The sequence below is a fragment of the Sulfurisphaera ohwakuensis genome, from assembly GCF_009729055.1.
GTDB lineage: Archaea > Thermoproteota > Thermoprotei_A > Sulfolobales > Sulfolobaceae > Sulfurisphaera > Sulfurisphaera ohwakuensis.
The window spans coordinates 1448731-1465902 of the sequence record NZ_CP045484.1 but is presented as its reverse complement, the minus strand read 5'-3'; the positions used below and the strand labels follow the sequence as shown (position 1 = coordinate 1465902).

The window sequence follows — 17172 nt, the reverse complement described above, 5'->3', positions numbered from 1 at the left end:
CTGTCAACTCTTTATAAGTGTTCGAGGATCTTCTTCAGACAAAAAGATTAATAAAAAGTTATTATTACTACCCTAAATTAGTTCTAGTTATCAATATCGCAGAATACCTCTACAGCAAGGGACGTGATGTTTGTATTTTTAATTTTGATAAAATTAAATGGGAATATTATCCATATAATTTGAATTTTCATATGAAATGTAATGAAAGATCAGAAAATATAATTTTTGAAGCAGAAGATGAATCAGAAATCCCAAATAATTTTAGTTTAGTAACTTCTATTAAGAAACTTAATCTAGGCATTCCACTATCAGAAATTCAAAAACTTGATCAAAATCTTTTTAAGATAAATATTGATAATAAAATATATTTGTTTAGGATAATAGAAGGGAAAATAGTTGAAGAAAAAATCAAAGGATTAAGTGAAGAGATTATTAATATTCTTAGGGAATATAATGAACTTTCTTTAAAAGAAATAGTGGACATACTATATCATAAGACAAATAGTAGCAGAGATAATATAAGAAAAGAGATCTATTTTCTAAAAGATATTGGAGTTATTGAAATAAAAAATGGAAAAGTTTTACTCAACAATAATAGCTGGCTTAAGAGGTAAGGCTTCTTTATTATATTTATTTTTATCTAATTTTGATACATCATATACTTCAACTGGTATACCTAGTTTGTAACTCATATATTTAGTTCCTAACTCAAGGATTTCTCTCTCATTAATATTATAACCTAAGATTAACTTTTTCATATTGTCATCTAATTCTATTGCTAGTTCGTAAATCTTTCTGATTATATTAGCTAGTTTTTTATCTGGTGGTCTCTCTTTCTCCATTAACTGCTTTAATGTACCACCATTAGATAGTATTTGCACAGCTTCTCTCAATACCTTCATTAATTCTTGTTCTGCAACATATATTTTTACGATACTAGGCTTACCTTTATAGTAATAGTTTATAATCTTCTGGGAATCCTCAATTATTCTCTTATGATATTCATGGATTAAAATATAATATAAGTCCTCAGATGACTCTTCAGCTGTAGGCCATTTCTCTAATGAGATGAAAGTTGTATGACCTAATTCATGCCAAATTTCTTCAGCAAAGTGAGGAGCAAAAGGTGCTAATAGTTTTATCCATGTCTCTATTACTTCTCTTAATAATTTTCCATTTGGTTCTTTTCCATCAGCTTTACACATATCGATATATTCTCTCAAATAAGAATCAAATGAATATAATATATCATTAATAGTACTTCTAAAATCAATATTATCCATATTCTTAGTAGAACTGAGTACAATACTACTTACTTGAGCCTTTAACCATTTATTAGCAAATTCACTACCTTCACCATCATACTTAGGTAACTCCTTTATAAATTCGTAATACCTCCTTAATATTTCTCCTACTGACTTTGCATAAGAGTCACTAAAGTTTACATCAGAACCCATATCGGCAGTAGATGTCAATGCTATTCTTACAACGTCTGGACTATAAATTCTCAGAGCTTTTCTTAATGGAATAATGTTCCTTAATGATTTACTCATTTTCTTTCCTTCATATAAAACGAAACCGTTGACTGCTATAGCTTTCGGCCATAATTCTTCTGGGAAAATTGCTGCATGATTAAATATGAAAAACGATAAATGATTAGGAATTAAATCCTTACCACTGTGGCGTATATCTAATGGATACCAATATAGAAATTCATTCCTCATTTCCCTAATTATTTCTTTAGATATACCAGTTTCACTGGAAATCTTATCAATATCTCCAATACCTAGCATTATATAATTCCAGAAATCATAAGTAAGTTGAGAGGGTTTTAATTGATATTGCCTTATTTTATGTGAAATTGTATAGTAGGCCATATAGATAGTGGAATCACTTAAACTTTCAATAATCCATTTTTTATCCCAAGGTAATGGCGTACCTAATCCTCTCGTTCTAGCACATGCCCTTTTTTGTAACCAATCTGCGACAAACTCAAAATCTTTCTTTGTCTCTGGCGGAATAAATTTCATATTAGAAATTAATTTTTTAGCTAAAGCCTTCCATTGTGGGTTACCATAGTCTAAGAACCATTGATCCTTTAGTATTTTAACTACAACCTCGTTACCACACCTACAATAAACCGGTCTATTCATAATTTCATAAATTTTCCTACCTAAGCCTTTCTCTATTAAGAACTCAGTTACTTTTTGCCTTGCCTCTGGAACTGATAAGCCAATAAACGACTTAAAGTAGTTAACAAATTCTGGTTTTACTAGCGAGCTCACATCTTTCATCTTACCCTTGTTATATTCTATTCTATAAACTTGTTCAGTTAATTTTTGAAGATCATCTTTGTTTTTTGGATTAGTCTTCTCTACAAGATCTTTAGCTAAAGTGTCACCTTGACCTTCAACTTGAATAACAGAAACTATTTGCATATCTTGTTGCTTATTTTTCTTCAAATAGTAATAATCGAAAGGAGCATGGGCTGGAACACTCATCACTACACCTGTAGCAACATTAGGATCAACAAAATCAGCTGCCATTATAGGAATTTCTTTTCCAGTTATTGGATTAACAGCCTTATATTTAGTTAATTCAGAACCTTTTATACTTCCTAAATTCTTTATATTATCAAACTGGAAAGTTAATTTGAATGCGGCCCTTTCACTAACAATCATCTTTTTGCCATCTAATTCTATGATAGAATATGTGACATCTGGATTTACCCATATTCCTATAGCACCAAACACGGTCTCTGGTCTTAATGTAGCAGCAGGTAAAATTCCTAGATCACTATTAAAGTAAATTAATACAAACTCGCCAATTTCAGGTTCCATATCTCCTTTAGTATCATGCATTCCTACTGGAATGTGATGAACTGGACACCATCCAACTGGATGTGTGTCTCTAACTATATATCCTTTCTCTTGTAGCTTATTAAACTGCCATACTATGAATGATGAGAACTCTGGGTCTATAGTCGTAAATTCTCTTCTCCAATCAATGCTTAAACCTATTTCTTTCATAGCCTTCTTTATTTCATCTCTGAAATAGTTAGCCATAAAGAGAGGATCAGCTAATTTTGAAATCACATTATCTGGAATCTCATATATATTTTTGAAAATGTCTATCAACTCTTTATCTCCTTTAGCTACATCATCAGCCATAGCAATTATCGGCGTTCCAGTATAATGAAATCCCATGGGGAAAAGTACGTTATAACCCTTCATTCTCATATATCTTGCGTAAATATCACAAGTCACATAAGTTCTTCCATGACCTAGGTGAAATGGAGAATTAGGATATGGGAAGGCAACTGTCGTAAAGAATTTATTCCTTGTTCTATCTGGGTTTGCTTCAAAGATTTTAGCTTTTTCCCATTCTTTCTGCCATTTTTCAGCTATTGATGTTAGAAAATCAACGAACTCCTTTGCTGAAATCCTTAATCACCAAAACACCTTTATAACCTCGAATATTTAAATTATGTTGTGTTTACAAAATCTGGTGATGATGGAAATACTAACGTAATAAATAAAAGAGTAGGAAAAGATTCTCCTTTAGTTAATTTTCTAGGGGATCTTGATGAATTAAACTCTTTTATAGGTTTTGCTATATCAAAAATACCCTGGGAAGATATGAAAAAAGATTTAGAAAGGGTACAAGTTGAACTTTTTGAAATAGGCGAAGATCTCTCTACTCAAAGTAGTAAAAAGAAAATTGATGAAAAATACGTAAAATGGTTGGAAGAAAGAACTGTAGAATATAGAAAAGAAAGCGGACCAGTAAAACTATTTGTTATTCCAGGTGGTTCGGAAGAAGCCTCAGTATTACATATAACTAGATCAGTAGCAAGAAGAGTTGAAAGAAATGCAGTTAAATATACCAAAGAACTACCAGAAATTAATCGGATGATTATAGTCTATTTAAATAGATTATCATCACTTTTATTTGCAATGGCATTAGTTGCAAACAAAAGGAGAAATGTAAGTGAAAAAATCTATGATATAGGTAAGTTCTGGTGAAGAAGTCCAGACTTAATTAAAAGTTCACAATTTTTGCAAATTTCTCTTCCATAACTAGTAGGCTCTCCACATATCTTACATCTTGGTAATTCTCTTAATTCAGAAGTGGTTGAGTATTCTTTTCTAACATTTTCCGAAATTTTATCAAATTCCTCAATAATATTTAATAGTGAACCAGGCTTAGTCTCTTCTAAAATGTAAAGTAATTCTCTAACTTTTGCTCTTAAGGTAGGTCTTGTAGTTATATAAGGGCATTCGACTTCTTGAAAGTTATATCCTTTATAGTAAGCATACATAGTAGTTTCCCATTCATATATTTTCCTTAAAGGTTTTACCCTAAGTACAAACTTTGAACTTAATTTAAGCGGTTTGTCACCAAATCTTATAAGCCTAATTAAATCCCCTCTAATCAAATTAATTACTATAGCTTGCACTTCATCATCAAGATTGTGCCCAGTAGCTACATAGTCTGCGTTAACCATTCTACCAGCATTATTTATTAATTTTCTTCTAAAACCACCACAAAAAGTACAAGCAGAAACATTCAGGCCCTTTTCCATAGAAGATTTAACCATCTCGTCCAAAGTATATCCTACACTGTCCTTGAAACTATCTTCTATTAATTCGATTCCTAAATCAGTAAGAAATTTCTTAAGCTGTTCTACTTGTTCCTTTCTATTATAACCATGTATTCCCTCAACTATGTTATAAGCTATCAATTTATTATGATCAATAAAAGATGCTAAAGTATCGGCTAGTACAAAACTATCTTTCCCACCAGATACAGCAAGCAAAATTTTCTTGGCTTTTTGCAACCCTATAATTTCCGCCTCTTTTTCTACTCTTTTTCTTATATCTTCTATGAAACATTGCCTACATAATCTTCTTCCAGTATGAGTTTGGTAAATTTCCGCTTCCCTAATTCTACAAACATCACATATCATGCTTCTTTTCTCCCCTCTACTATTTTATTTCCACTTGCTACCTCATCAATGCTATGAATAGCGCATCCTTCTTCTTCTAATAATTTCTTTATTTCTTCAAAGTTTAAATTACTACCCTCTATAACTATCATTAATCCCATAGTCTCTACGTCCATATCAGTAACACTAATATTTACACCATCAACTCCTTCTATACTTGAAATTTTTTCGGCTAGATCAACTATTGATGTACCTCTTATAGGTTTTAAAACATCTAAAACAAGACGTCTTATAGGCAACGTAATCACTGTTTACAATACTATTTTCAAAACATCAATAAAAAATTACTTGAGATAGAAAGGGGTGCAAGGATATTAAAATTTAAAAATGAAGATAGCGGGCTTATAGTGTGGGGGGTTTGGGGTATGATGGGGGTCGTCAGCACACCAAAAGTTGTCGGAAGACAAGTATATGGAAGCTTATATGAGTGCGACAACGAAGTTCTGAAAGACGTAAAAAGATTAGAAGAAATTGTAAAAGAAGCTGCAAAAGTAGGCAATATGACATTACTTGATATTAAATCGTGGAAGATAGGAGAAGGAGTAAGTGTAGTTGCAATTGTTTTAGAGAGTCATATTACTATACACACTTGGCCAGAGTATAACTTTGCAACAGTTGATGTATACTCTTGTGGTGCTCACACAGATCCTTATAAAGCATTTATGTACATAGTTAATGAATTAAAAGCTAAAAGATATACAATAAATGAGGCTGATAGATCATCAGAATTTTAATAGTAGGAGGAGGCATAGCAGGTTTACTAACTGCATGGAAATTAAAAGATGAAAGTATAATAGTGTTTGATAGAAAAAGAGAACTAGGAAAAAAATGTACTGGAATTATAAGTTATAATACTTTTTCAAAGCTAGGAATATCTAGTGAATTTATAGATTCTTACTTTAAGAAAATTATTTTTCATTACTCAAATATATCATTTGAAGTTAGAACAAACATAGTAAGATTAAATAGACTAAAACTTGAAAAATATTTGGAAGAAAATCTTAAAGTCAAAAAATCTACTGATGTAAAAATAGAAAATAATAATAAACTTCTTGCAAATAACGAAAAATATGAAGGAAAAATCATTGATGCTTCTGGTTGGAAAGGAAAAGCTAAATGGATTAAAGCTATCGAATATCTAACAGAACCAATTGAAAGTGATAGCATAGAAGTATTTTTTGATCATAGAAATCCGGCAGGTTTTGGATGGATAGTCCCACTTAGTTATGGGACATTAGTAGGTTCATTATCTTATTATGATCCCAAATTATTTATCCCTAAGGTAAACAAGAGAATTATAGACATACATGGAGGCTCAATACCAAGAGCTAAACCAGTATATAAATACGGTATAGGTGATACATTAGGTTTAATTAAAATATTTACTGGAGGCGGTATTTTTTCAATTGGAGAAATGTTAGAAACAATACCTAAACTAGTTTATGAAAATGATAATTCTTTACATTTAAGTAAATTTAACAAATTGAAAAACGAGATAAATAAACAATTTAGATTAACAACTATTATAGAAAAAACTTGGAGAGTAGTTTTACCATTAGCTTTCAGACTCTTAAAGGATAAAACATTGAGTGTAAACGAAGAATTCGATTTTCATTCGCTTCTCTTCCGTACTAGATTATAACATCCTTCACCTTTTTCGATTACACCCATTTCCATTAGTTTACTTATTACTTCCTCGGGATTATTAATTCCTAAAGCTTTTAACTCCCTCAAAGCAATAATTTCCCCCACCGAAATAACATTCTTAAAGTACTTTTCAGCCTTTTCAATTTCTTCTTGGGATACCACTAAAATCACCTTTTTAATTTCCTAGTAAATCAATATATGAAAAATGTCAGTAAAAGCTTATTTTGAACTTGTAAGAATACATAACGTTATAGGCTCTGCTATTTCCGCATTTATGGGCTATGTTGTTGCTTCTGAGTGGAAAATAATACCAATAAAACTTATCCTTGCAATGATTGTTGTTTCGGTTATTGCAGCTGGAGGCTATGTAATTAATGATGTTTTTGATATTGAGGTTGATAAAATAAATAAACCAAATAGACCCTTACCTTCGGGTAGGATAAAAATCTCAAGAGCTAGATCATTATCAATAGTTTTGTTTTTAGTTGGTATAGCATTATCGGTTTTACTAAACGTTTATGCATTTGTAATAGCTTTGCTAACTGTTTTAGCTTTATATTACTATGCTAAAGACTTAAAGAAAGAAGGATTAGCAGGCAATTTAATAGTAGCCTTAACATCGGCTCTTTCAGCATTTTACGGAGGCCTGGCATTTTTTGAAGGATCATGGGTTATTAGGACATTAATACCCACATTATACATATTTTTCTTTACTTTAACAAGAGAATTTGTAAAGGGAATAGAAGATGTAAAGGGTGATATGGTTAATGGTGTCAAGACGCTTGCAGTAAGAGTAGGTATTGAGAAGACTTGGTTTATATCAAAAATTATACTACTAATACTCATAGTAACGTCTTTTATTCCTTATTTCTTTGGGTTCAACATAATTTACTTAATTGGAATATTATTCTTAGACATTATACTTATCCTAGTAGTATTACTAAGACATGATATAGAAAGTGCTTCAAAAGCTAGAGCTTATATGAAAGTTTATGCTTTAGGAACATTAATTTTATTTGCATTAGGAACATTACCTATTTAACACATTTATATCAAAAATCTTTCTATATCCTGCCTTTATTCCTACAACTCTAAGATTTAAATTTCCCTTAGAATTATTCAGAGGAATTTTATATTCAATAATTTGTCCCTTGTTTATATTATTGAAACTTTTGAAGTTAATAGATATGCTATTAAGGAATAAATTTGCTAGCACTTTATCTAAATCAATTTCACTATTGTTTACTAATTTTATTTCAACATATCCATCCCTAACAATTGCTTCAGCTTTAATATCAATTGTAGGTACTTTATATTTTAACGAATAGAAAGAATATATTCTTCCATAGTTTTTAAAATTCTCTGGAGCTGAGAATATTATACTCACATTACCCTCTTTCTCTATCTTTATATCGGCTACTTCATTATCACCTGTAACTTCACTAGTTCCTATGTTTACTTTAGTATCTTTACTAGGATTCTTCGCAATAATATAACATTCACCATAACAAGTAAACTCTACACTCTCTTTAGGTTTCAATAGTAAAGATCCCGCATATAGTTGATATCTTGTTTCGAATTCTCTTACTGGATAAAATATTATATGACCAACACTATCCACGGTTATACTATCTAGGCCTTTATATACTATTGAAAAAACATTTTTACCTTGCTTTACTATTGGAGTTATATCATATATTATAGACGATATAATGGTATTGCCAGAATCAACTTCTATGTTGGGTCTAAACTCTTTCGTTAATGAAAATTCGTTTAACCATAATCTCCATTTAGGTTCCAAGAACTTTTTTCTTTCTATATTTAGTATTACATAGACTTTTTCAGCCTTTCTTTCTATGTCAAATGTATATTCCATTTCTCTTTCTCTTGATGTTAATTTAACCCCTTCAACTAGGGCATCATACTCTATGGAACCATTGAAAACGCCCTCGTCAAAAACCGCTATACTTCCAATTGGCATATATATAATTCAGTTACTAAAAAAATAAAGTGAATGATTAGGGAAGTACTTAGATTTATTAATAAATCAGACTTAGTAATAGAGGTAATAGATGCTAGAGAGCCAGATTTGACTAGGTCAAAAAAATTAGAGGAATATGTACTTAATAGGGAAAAGAAGATCTTAATAGTTCTTAATAAAGCAGATTTAATTCCTAGAGAGATTTTAGAAGGATGGAAAAAGATATTTGAGAATGAAGGAAAAAATGCGATATATATTTCAGCGACCATGCATTTAGGTACTAAAATTCTACGTGATAAAATAAAAGAGTTATTAAGAGGAAAAGAGGGAACAGTAATATTTGTAGGATATCCCAAAACGGGGAAATCTTCTATTATTAATGCACTAAAGGGAAAGCATTCTGCTTCAACTTCAAAAATACCTATGGCATATGGTTATACGAAAACCATCCAAAAGTTCAAAATAGACTCAAAAATATATGCATGGGATTCACCAGGTATCATACCACCAGACGGAAATGAATTAGAGAAAGTCATTAGAGGAATAAGTGTAGAAAAACTTGAAGATCCCGTTAAGGCAGGGGAAATGCTCTTACTAAGAATTATAAAATATAATCCAAATGCTATTAAGGAGACATATAATATAACTTTTAATTCTCCCTATGAGTTTTTTGAAAAATTAGCGTTAAAAAGAGGATGGTTATATAAATCCACTAAAGAGCCTAACATAGAAGAAGCAGCAAAAGCGTTTATAAGAGATTATCACAAGGGCAAAATTATTTATTATGTCCCTCCTTTATCTATGAATGATGATAAAGATAGTAGTGTTTGATGCCGACAAAACTCTATGGGATCATTATAATATTTCTATCTTTAAAAAACCTTATAAACTAATTAACGAGAATTCAATCGAGGATTCAGAGGGTAATAGACTTACATTATTTCCAGAAGTTAGAGACACATTAAAGAGTTTAAAAGACATGGGATTGTTTATTGGGTTAGCGACTTGGAATTTACCAGAAAAAACATATGAAATCCTTGATCTTCTTAAAATAAGAGAATATTTTGATATTATTATATCTAAAGATTACCCATTTAAGTTTATTTTTATTGCGGAAATTATAGATAAAATGAGAGAAAAGGGGATATATTTAAAACCAGATGAGATAATGTTTATCGATGATAGAAGAGTACATTTTGGTAATACATGGTTATATTTGGGTAATATAAAATGTTTAGAAATGTGGTCAGATATAATTCATCACAAGCAGATACTTGAAAAAATAAAAAGTTTTTAATTCTCCAATAATTTTTGTGAAAAGAAAAATAGTAATGCTTAAAAAGTTTAACTTCTTATGTAGAGTCTGTGAAAAAGATGATAGGTGACTGTACCCTCCAAGTCTAATTCTTTTCCTCAAGTCAAAGATAACTTTGAACAAGCACAAATTAACTATAAAAGAAATAATTCTAAAGAGGTGTTACTATAATGCCGACAGGGGCTAGAATAACAATAGATGCTCTAAAAAGAGAAGGAGTAAAAGTAATATTCGGAATACCTGGCCTATCTAACATGCAGCTTTATGATGCATTTATTGAAGACTTACAAAATGGAGAACTAAGACATGTACTAATGAGACATGAACAAGCAGCTGCTCATGCAGCTGATGGATATGCCAGAGCTTCAGGAATACCCGGTGTATGTACAGCAACATCTGGTCCCGGTGCAACAAACTTAGTTACTGGCCTAATAACAGCATATTGGGATTCCTCGCCAGTTATAGCAATAACTGGACAAGTACCTAGAAATTCCATTGGAAAAATGGCATTCCAAGAAGCTGATGCAATGGGTGTATTTGAGCATATTACAAAATACGTTGTAGAAATAAAGAAATTAGAAGAAATTCCAATTTGGATAAAGAATGCATTCTATATAGCAACAACAGGTAGACCAGGACCTGTAGTTGTTGACATACCTAGAGATATTTTCTATGAAAAAGTTGAGGAAGTAAAATGGCCAGAAAAACCCATGGTAAAAGGTTACAAAGAGTTTCCTACAATAATTGATAGACAGAAGTTAAAGAAAGCTGCAGAAATACTAGTAAATGCTGAGAGACCTATAATTTTAGTAGGAACTGGTGTTGTATGGTCCAATGCAACACAAGAGGTTCTTGAACTTGCCGAGTATTTGCATGTTCCAATAGTATCAACATTTCCTGGCAAGTCCGCTATACCACATGACCACCCACTATATTTCGGTGCCATGGGATATTATGGAAGAGCAGAAGCTTCAATGGCTGCTTTAGAATCAGATGCTATGTTAGTTGTCGGAGCTAGGTTTAGTGATAGAACCTTTACTTCATATGATGAAATGATTGAGACAAGAAAGAAATTCATAATGATTAACATAGATCCCTCGGATGGAGAAAGAGCAATAAAAGTTGATGTAAATCTTGTAGGTAATGCAAAAATTCTACTTAGGGAATTGATGAAAGCAGTATACGAAGTAGGTAAAAAGAATGATCATAATGCCTGGATAAAAAGAGTAAAAGAATATAAGGAATATTACTCACAATTCTATTATTATGACGAACCAAATAAACTGAAACCATGGAAGATATTAAAGACAATAAGGAATACGATACCTAGAGATGCTATAGTAACTACTGGTGTGGGACAACATCAAATGTGGGCAGAAGTATTCTGGGAAGTATTAGAACCTAGAACGTTTTTATCTTCAACTGGTATGGGAACAATGGGATTTGGTTTACCAGCTGCAATGGGAGCTAAATTAGCTAAACCAGATAAGGTTGTAGTTGATCTGGATGGTGATGGGTCTTTCTTAATGACTGGGAATAATCTCGCTACTGCTGTGGATGAACATATTCCAATTATATCAGTAGTGTTTGATAATAGGACATTAGGTCTAGTAAGGCAAGTTCAAGATTTGTTCTTTGGAAATAGAATTGTAGGAGTAGACTACGGACCCTCGCCAGATTTCGTAAAATTAGCAGAGGCATTTGGAGCTCTAGGATTTAACGCTACTTCTTATGAAGAAATAGAAAAATCACTTAAAACAGCTATGAAAGAAAATATTCCTGCAGTGATAAGAATTCCGGTCGATAAAGAAGAATTAGCATTACCCACATTACCTCCTGGAGGAAGATTAAAGCAGGTGATTGTACGTGACCCAAGAAAAAGTAGTTAGAGTAGTTGGATATTATAGAGATCCAGGGTTCTTTGAAAGAGTTGCTGGAGCTTTTAGAAAACTATTAATGGATATAAATTGGATGCAAGCTAGGAGAATTTCTGATGATGGTTTATACGAGATTTATATGGGTATTCCTTACAGTAATAATTTCGATATAGCGATTCAAAATTTAAGCAAAACAGTAGATGTAGAGAAAGTAGAAATTCTAGAAGATGCAAAAGTAGTAACATACATTATTAGAAACAATGGTACAATAATTGAAGGAGAGCCCTCACAAGCTAGAGAATATGATATAGTTGTTTTTAGACCAGTTTTTACAAAAGTAACAACAATCAGTTGGGGGATTGTAAGTGGCAAAAGTATATATTGATAAAGATGCAACTTTAGATCCTATAAAAGATAAAACAATAGCTGTACTAGGATATGGAAGTCAAGGAAGAGCTTGGGCGCTTAACCTTAGAGATTCTGGATTAAAGGTACTCGTGGGATTAGAAAGAGAAGGAAATTCATGGAAAGTAGCAGAAAGTGATGGGTTCAACCCAATGCATACAGAAGATGCAGTAAAGAACTCGGATATAGTAATTTTCTTAGTACCAGATATGGTCCAAAGATATGTGTATAGAGAAAGAGTAGTACCTTATTTAAGGGATGGAATGGATCTTGTGTTCGCACATGGATTTAATATTCATTATAAGTTAATAGAACCGCCCAAGACAGTTGATGTTTATATGATAGCACCTAAAGGACCTGGACCAATAGTAAGAGAATATTTTGCAAAGGGAGGAGGAGTACCAGCTTTGGTAGCAGTACATCAAAATTACTCTGGGAAAGCTTTTGAAAAAGCATTGGCTATTGCGAAAGCGTTAGGAGCTACAAGAGCTGGAGTTATTGAAACAACGTTTAAAGAAGAAACTGAAACTGACCTATTTGGCGAACAAGTTGATTTGGTAGGAGGAATTACACAATTAATGAGGACAGCTTTTCAAGTTTTAGTTGAAGCTGGATATCAACCGGAAATAGCTTACTATGAAACTATAAACGAAATGAAAATGATAGTAGATTTAATATATGAAAAAGGATTTACAGGAATGTTAAAGGCTGTATCAGAAACAGCTAAATATGGCGGTTTTACTGCAGGAAAATATGTTATAAATGAGGATGTAAAGAAGAGAATGAAAGAAGTATTAGATAGAATAAGGAGCGGAAAATTCGCTGAAGAATGGATTGAAGAATACAATAAAGGAGCACCCACACTTGTTAATGGTATGAAAGAGGTTGAAAACAGCTTGGAAGAACAAGTAGGTAGGCAAATTAGAGAGATTTCGCTCAGAGGAAAGCCTAAATCTTAATTTTTTATATGTATATTGTGAATTCCAATAAATCACGGGGTTCTTCAGTAGAACGTTATATTGTTTCTAGGCTGAGAGATAAAGGATTTGCTGTTATAAGAGCTCCAGCTAGTGGTTCTAAGAGAAAAGATCACGTACCAGATATTATTGCACTAAAATCTGGAGTTATAATATTAATTGAAGTAAAAAGTAGAAAAAATGGACAGAAAATATATATAGAGAAAGAACAAGCTGAAGGCATTAGAGAGTTTGCTAAGAAAAGTGGAGGGGAATTATTTTTAGGCGTTAAATTACCTAAGATGCTAAGGTTTATAAAATTTGATATGTTAAGGCAAACTGAAGGAGGAAATTATGCAATAGATTTAGAAACAGTAGAAAAAGGAATGGAATTAGAAGATCTAGTCCGTTATGTTGAGAGTAAAATAAGTAGAACCTTAGATTCTTTCTTATGAAGTATCAAACTTAACTCTTATTCTAATTCCATGCTTCTTCTCATACCTCTTTAACTTGCTAACTAGCTTTTTATTAAATTTGCCTATTTCTTCTTTAGGAATTGTTATAACATATTCTCCGTTTTCATAAGTTACCGAAGCATTTGGAATCACATTAAGTATGACTCTCTCTAGTTTATTCTGCATTGCATTCTGTTTGTTTCCAGCTATTTTACTAACTGGTACTAACATTGTTTGTTCTCCAAATACATAAATCTCATATTCAACTTTATCCTCTATTAAATCCTTAACTTCAACTACTGGTCTGGCTAAATCAGCCTCTCTCAATCCAGTAGGAACTTTTACTGTCATATCCAAACTGTAAACTTTAGCCACATTTCCTGCATGAATAAATATTACTGTATCCAAGATATTAGGAATAGTTCCTATATCAACCCTATTTATAAATCTATGAATAGCATCTATAGGTGATGTTGCGTGGACTACTCCTATCATTCCTATTCCAGCTAATCGTAAATCAATATATAACTTAAAATCCTCGTCATTCCTCATTTCATCATATACAGTATAGTCAGGTCTACTGAGTAATAATATGTCATGAAGTTCTCCAACCTCAGCGTAATTCTTTGAGTATTGGGTTATTTCTGGTGGTAAATGCATATCTCTCGGTGATTCAATAGTCTTAACTACTTTTCCCATTCTATTATAAAACTCTGCTAAAGCTTGGGCAAATGTTGTCTTCCCCATACCTGGAGAACCAGCAATTAAAATTCCTTCTGCATGTTCTTTTAATCTATTCATTAATTTCTCATGTAAGTTATAATCTTCAAGTTTCTTCCTTGTCACGGGTCTAGTTATTGTAACTTCCCAGCCATCACTTAACGGTGGGTGAGTGATTACAACCCTATAGTTACCTAGCTGAACTATTGTTGAACCTTTTCTTTCAATTTCTATGAAAGAATCCTTAACGTATTTAACTGAAGCTAATATTTCACTTACTAATTTCTTTATTTGATAGCCAGACGTGATCTCTGAAGATAATTCTACAAACTGCCAATAACCCGGTTTTCCTCTTTTTGCCTTTGGCGTGGTTCCTTCCTTTAGATGAACACTCATAGTATTTTCATCAAAGTAACTCTCTATTTCTAAAGCATTCTCTAATGGACTTAAGTAAAATACATCTATACCTAAATTCTCTGCAATTTGTTTCTGTATCTCATCAGCTGTAACTATAGTACATCCTCTTTTAAGGCAATATTCCCTCAATTCATCATTTGTATCTTGTCTACTACTTAAATCACCAACTATTTCAAAACTAACTAAAAGTGATTCGGAGACATCTCTCAACCTTTTAATCTCATCAAGAGCTATTTCAGCAGTAACAAGACCTTCTCGAGCATCTTTCTCTATCTCACTTAATAATCTTTTATGAATTAAGATATTACCGTATATAATTTTACGCTCTAAATATTTAGATACGCCATGTATTAAGGCTGACTTATCTATTAAAAGATCTTTCGGAGGCAATAGTTTGAACCCTTAAAAATTAATCTAATTTAAAAACTAATAAACCTATTTCTTTGCCATTTTAATGAGAAACTCGTGAATTACAGTAGTTGAAGATAACTCTGGATGAAATGTTGTAGCAACCATATTTTTCTCCATAGCCATAATTATTACATCATTAAGTTTTGATAATGGTTTTGCATCTCCCCATGTTTTGACTATAGCAGGGGCTCTTATAAACACAACTCTAGTCTTTCCTCCCCCTATTTCTGATAAATCAACAGTTGCTTCAAAACTTTCTCTCTGTCTACCATAATAGTTTCTAATCACAGAAATATCCATTGAACCAATTAACGGCTGAGATTTTTTACCGACTTTGGCGTCTGTAACATCTTTTGCTAACATTATTGCTCCAGCACAAGTACCTAAAGTTGGTATCCCAGAATTTATTTTCTCTTTTAATTCATCTAAAACACCAAGTTTTTGAGCAACAACGCCAATGGTTGTACTCTCTCCGCCAGGTATTATTATAGCATCAACATCTTTCAAATCATTAGGTTTTTTCACAGCAACTATATCTCCTTGAATTTTCAAATTGTCCAAAGCTCTTTTAGTCTGTAACGCATGTTCTTCAAAGCTACCTTGATATGCAACAATTCCAATTTTCATTGACCTCTCACCTGAAGTAATTCCTCTGGCTTCAATGCTTTAATATCAATTCCCATCATGCTTTTACTTTCGCTTATCATCTTTTGAGCTTCAAGAACTATTTCTGGGTCTTCCCAGTTAGCGGTAGCTAATACTATAGCCTTCGCTCTAACATCAGGGTCTTGGCTCTTAAAGATACCAGAACCTACAAATATGCCATCAGCACCTAACCACATCATTAATGCAGCATCTGCTGGTGTTGCAATACCTCCAGCAGCGAAATTAACTACTGGTAATCTTCCTAACTTTACTGTTAACTCAACTATTTGATATGGAACTTGATATTCTCTTGCTTTTTTCATTCTATCTTCTTCTGACATGGAAATCAACGACCTTATTTCACCATTTATTATCTTCATGTGTTTAACAGCTTCACTTACATTACCAGTACCAGCCTCACCCTTAGTTCTAATCATTGATGCACCTTCTGTTATCCTTCTTAAAGCTTCTCCTAAGTTCCTTGCACCATTTACAAAAGGTACTTTAAATTCCCATTTATTAATATGGTGTTCCTCATCTGCTGGAGTTAGTACTTCACTCTCGTCTATCATATCAACACCTAAGGCTTCCAGTATTTTGGCTTCATAATAATGTCCTATTCTTACCTTAGCCATAACAGGGATTGTAATAGAATTCATTACTTCTTCAATTATCTTTGGGTCAGCCATCCTTGCTACACCGCCACTTTTTCTTACATCATAAGGTAATTTATCTAAAACCATTACAGCAGTAGCTCCAGCATCTTCAGCGATTTCCGCCTGAGTAACATTAGTTACGTCCATAACAACTCCTCCTTTCTGAAATATTGGAAAGGCATGTTTTACCATAGTAGAACCTTGGACTAATTCTGCATCTAACTTTTGTGGTAAAAAGGAAAGTAAACCTTGATCTTTGATTATATCTCTCACTTCTGCTAGCTTATAAAAGAATTGCTCGACCTCATAAAAACTTAGTTCATATAATCTCATTTGACGTCAAATTAAAATATACATGAAATGCATAAAAAAGTTTATTAGTAGAGTTTTGCTTTTTGTTTTCTTTCTTCTTCTGGTCTAATCTTAATTATTCCCAAAAATACAGCACAATTTACACAATAACATTTAGTAACTGGATATCTCATTATTATGGCTCCTTTCTTTTCTAATTCAGAAGCTAAAGCTGGATCTACTGGACTATACATCTTCGTAACACATATAGCCTTATCCTCTGGTACTCTAGCACCACATTGATCACAATAAATATAACCTACATGACCTTTATCTCCCTTTCTCCTTCCTCTATTTTCTCTTTTCTTTGGCAAATTAGCACCCTATT

At 32.3% G+C, this 17172-nt stretch carries 20 protein-coding genes; 11 read left to right on the top strand and 9 right to left on the bottom strand.

What is annotated here, in order from left to right; all coding sequences use genetic code 11:
* Nucleotides 1-17: 17 nt before the first annotated feature.
* A complete protein-coding gene (locus D1869_RS08175) occupies nt 18-614 on the top strand; it encodes a hypothetical protein (RefSeq protein ID WP_156014667.1) in 597 nt (198 codons plus the stop codon).
* On the opposite strand, the gene leuS is transcribed toward D1869_RS08175, so the two are convergent.
* Nucleotides 582-3443, bottom strand: coding sequence for a leucine--tRNA ligase (gene leuS, locus D1869_RS08170; RefSeq protein WP_156014666.1), 2862 nt, complete (start codon nt 3441-3443; stop codon nt 582-584). The genes D1869_RS08175 and leuS overlap by 33 nt on opposite strands.
* Before the next feature lie 48 nt (nt 3444-3491).
* Here leuS and D1869_RS08165 point away from each other — a divergent pair, with 48 nt between their 5' ends.
* On the top strand, nt 3492-4025 hold the full coding sequence (locus D1869_RS08165; RefSeq protein WP_156014665.1) for a cob(I)yrinic acid a,c-diamide adenosyltransferase: 534 nt from the start codon (nt 3492-3494) through the stop codon (nt 4023-4025).
* Here the strand turns inward: D1869_RS08165 and D1869_RS08160 are convergent.
* Nucleotides 4001-4969: a TIGR00269 family protein gene (locus D1869_RS08160; protein WP_156014664.1), complete on the bottom strand. Its 969-nt coding sequence runs from the start codon at nt 4967-4969 to the stop codon at nt 4001-4003. The two genes, D1869_RS08165 and D1869_RS08160, sit on opposite strands and share 25 nt — an antisense overlap.
* A complete protein-coding gene (locus tag D1869_RS08155) occupies nt 4966-5247 on the bottom strand; it encodes a DUF211 domain-containing protein (RefSeq protein ID WP_052846969.1) in 282 nt (93 codons plus the stop codon). Before D1869_RS08155 ends, D1869_RS08160 begins: the two co-directional genes overlap by 4 nt.
* Nucleotides 5248-5373: 126 nt before the next feature.
* Here D1869_RS08155 and speD point away from each other — a divergent pair, with 126 nt between their 5' ends.
* Entirely contained in the window at nt 5374-5742 is a 369-nt protein-coding gene (speD, locus tag D1869_RS08150) for an adenosylmethionine decarboxylase (RefSeq protein ID WP_184650921.1), read from the top strand.
* 14 nt (nt 5743-5756) lie between these two features.
* On the top strand, nt 5757-6650 hold the full coding sequence (locus tag D1869_RS08145; RefSeq protein ID WP_184650939.1) for an NAD(P)/FAD-dependent oxidoreductase: 894 nt from the start codon (nt 5757-5759) through the stop codon (nt 6648-6650).
* On the opposite strand, the gene D1869_RS08140 is transcribed toward D1869_RS08145, so the two are convergent.
* The gene (locus D1869_RS08140) at nt 6620-6826 is read right to left on the bottom strand and encodes a PolB1-binding protein PBP2 family protein (RefSeq protein WP_156014662.1); all 207 of its coding nucleotides are present in this window, start codon (nt 6824-6826) and stop codon (nt 6620-6622) included. The genes D1869_RS08145 and D1869_RS08140 overlap by 31 nt on opposite strands.
* A gap of 34 nt (nt 6827-6860) precedes the next feature.
* On the opposite strand from D1869_RS08140, the gene D1869_RS08135 reads away from it, so the two are divergent.
* On the top strand, nt 6861-7697 hold the full coding sequence (locus tag D1869_RS08135) for a UbiA family prenyltransferase (protein ID WP_156014661.1): 837 nt from the start codon (nt 6861-6863) through the stop codon (nt 7695-7697).
* On the opposite strand, the gene D1869_RS08130 is transcribed toward D1869_RS08135, so the two are convergent.
* On the bottom strand, nt 7686-8636 hold the full coding sequence (locus D1869_RS08130) for a hypothetical protein (RefSeq protein ID WP_156014660.1): 951 nt from the start codon (nt 8634-8636) through the stop codon (nt 7686-7688). The genes D1869_RS08135 and D1869_RS08130 overlap by 12 nt on opposite strands.
* A 33-nt stretch (nt 8637-8669) precedes the next feature.
* Here D1869_RS08130 and D1869_RS08125 point away from each other — a divergent pair, with 33 nt between their 5' ends.
* From D1869_RS08125 to hjc, 6 genes are all read left to right on the top strand, one after another.
* Nucleotides 8670-9467: a GTPase gene (locus D1869_RS08125; RefSeq protein ID WP_156014659.1), complete on the top strand. Its 798-nt coding sequence runs from the start codon at nt 8670-8672 to the stop codon at nt 9465-9467.
* A complete protein-coding gene (locus tag D1869_RS08120) occupies nt 9445-9933 on the top strand; it encodes a magnesium-dependent phosphatase-1 (RefSeq protein WP_156014658.1) in 489 nt (162 codons plus the stop codon). Before D1869_RS08125 ends, D1869_RS08120 begins: the two co-directional genes overlap by 23 nt.
* A 188-nt stretch (nt 9934-10121) precedes the next feature.
* Nucleotides 10122-11840, top strand: coding sequence for an acetolactate synthase large subunit (locus D1869_RS08115; protein ID WP_156014657.1), 1719 nt, complete (start codon nt 10122-10124; stop codon nt 11838-11840).
* Nucleotides 11818-12213 carry an ACT domain-containing protein gene (locus tag D1869_RS08110; RefSeq protein ID WP_156014656.1) on the top strand — a complete coding sequence of 132 codons (396 nt, stop codon included), beginning with the start codon at nt 11818-11820 and terminating at the stop codon, nt 12211-12213. The genes D1869_RS08115 and D1869_RS08110 overlap by 23 nt, the downstream gene beginning before the upstream one ends.
* On the top strand, nt 12194-13192 hold the full coding sequence (gene ilvC, locus D1869_RS08105) for a ketol-acid reductoisomerase (RefSeq protein WP_156014655.1): 999 nt from the start codon (nt 12194-12196) through the stop codon (nt 13190-13192). The genes D1869_RS08110 and ilvC overlap by 20 nt, the downstream gene beginning before the upstream one ends.
* A gap of 8 nt (nt 13193-13200) precedes the next feature.
* Complete coding sequence (hjc, locus tag D1869_RS08100) at nt 13201-13644, top strand: Holliday junction resolvase Hjc (RefSeq protein ID WP_221267022.1); 444 nt, start codon at nt 13201-13203, stop codon at nt 13642-13644.
* Here hjc and D1869_RS08095 read toward each other — a convergent pair.
* From D1869_RS08095 to D1869_RS08080, 4 genes are read right to left on the bottom strand one after another with little or no spacing between them, the layout of a single operon-like run.
* Nucleotides 13639-15171 (bottom strand): holliday junction branch migration ATPase PINA, encoded by a 1533-nt coding sequence (locus tag D1869_RS08095; RefSeq protein WP_156014653.1) that lies wholly within the window; start codon nt 15169-15171, stop codon nt 13639-13641. The two genes, hjc and D1869_RS08095, sit on opposite strands and share 6 nt — an antisense overlap.
* A 45-nt stretch (nt 15172-15216) precedes the next feature.
* A complete protein-coding gene (gene pdxT / locus D1869_RS08090) occupies nt 15217-15819 on the bottom strand; it encodes a pyridoxal 5'-phosphate synthase glutaminase subunit PdxT (RefSeq protein WP_156014652.1) in 603 nt (200 codons plus the stop codon).
* Entirely contained in the window at nt 15816-16826 is a 1011-nt protein-coding gene (gene pdxS, locus D1869_RS08085; protein ID WP_010979488.1) for a pyridoxal 5'-phosphate synthase lyase subunit PdxS, read from the bottom strand. Before pdxS ends, pdxT begins: the two co-directional genes overlap by 4 nt.
* A 44-nt stretch (nt 16827-16870) precedes the next feature.
* A complete protein-coding gene (locus D1869_RS08080) occupies nt 16871-17158 on the bottom strand; it encodes a 30S ribosomal protein S26e (RefSeq protein ID WP_010979487.1) in 288 nt (95 codons plus the stop codon).
* Between the last annotated feature and the right edge of the window lie 14 nt (nt 17159-17172).

Excerpts from the sequence above, each read along its gene's own strand:
- D1869_RS08160 (WP_156014664.1), bottom strand. The coding sequence starts at position 4,969 with ATGATATGTGATGTTTGTAGAATTAGGGAAGCGGAAATTTACCAAACT.
- speD (WP_184650921.1), top strand. The coding sequence starts at position 5,374 with ATGATGGGGGTCGTCAGCACACCAAAAGTTGTCGGAAGACAAGTATAT.
- D1869_RS08135 (WP_156014661.1), top strand. The coding sequence starts at position 6,861 with ATGTCAGTAAAAGCTTATTTTGAACTTGTAAGAATACATAACGTTATA.
- D1869_RS08130 (WP_156014660.1), bottom strand. The coding sequence starts at position 8,636 with ATGCCAATTGGAAGTATAGCGGTTTTTGACGAGGGCGTTTTCAATGGT.
- D1869_RS08125 (WP_156014659.1), top strand. The coding sequence starts at position 8,670 with ATGATTAGGGAAGTACTTAGATTTATTAATAAATCAGACTTAGTAATA.
- D1869_RS08120 (WP_156014658.1), top strand. The coding sequence starts at position 9,445 with ATGATAAAGATAGTAGTGTTTGATGCCGACAAAACTCTATGGGATCAT.
- D1869_RS08115 (WP_156014657.1), top strand. The coding sequence starts at position 10,122 with ATGCCGACAGGGGCTAGAATAACAATAGATGCTCTAAAAAGAGAAGGA.
- hjc (WP_221267022.1), top strand. The coding sequence starts at position 13,201 with ATGTATATTGTGAATTCCAATAAATCACGGGGTTCTTCAGTAGAACGT.
- pdxT (WP_156014652.1), bottom strand. The coding sequence starts at position 15,819 with ATGAAAATTGGAATTGTTGCATATCAAGGTAGCTTTGAAGAACATGCG.
- pdxS (WP_010979488.1), bottom strand. The coding sequence starts at position 16,826 with ATGAGATTATATGAACTAAGTTTTTATGAGGTCGAGCAATTCTTTTAT.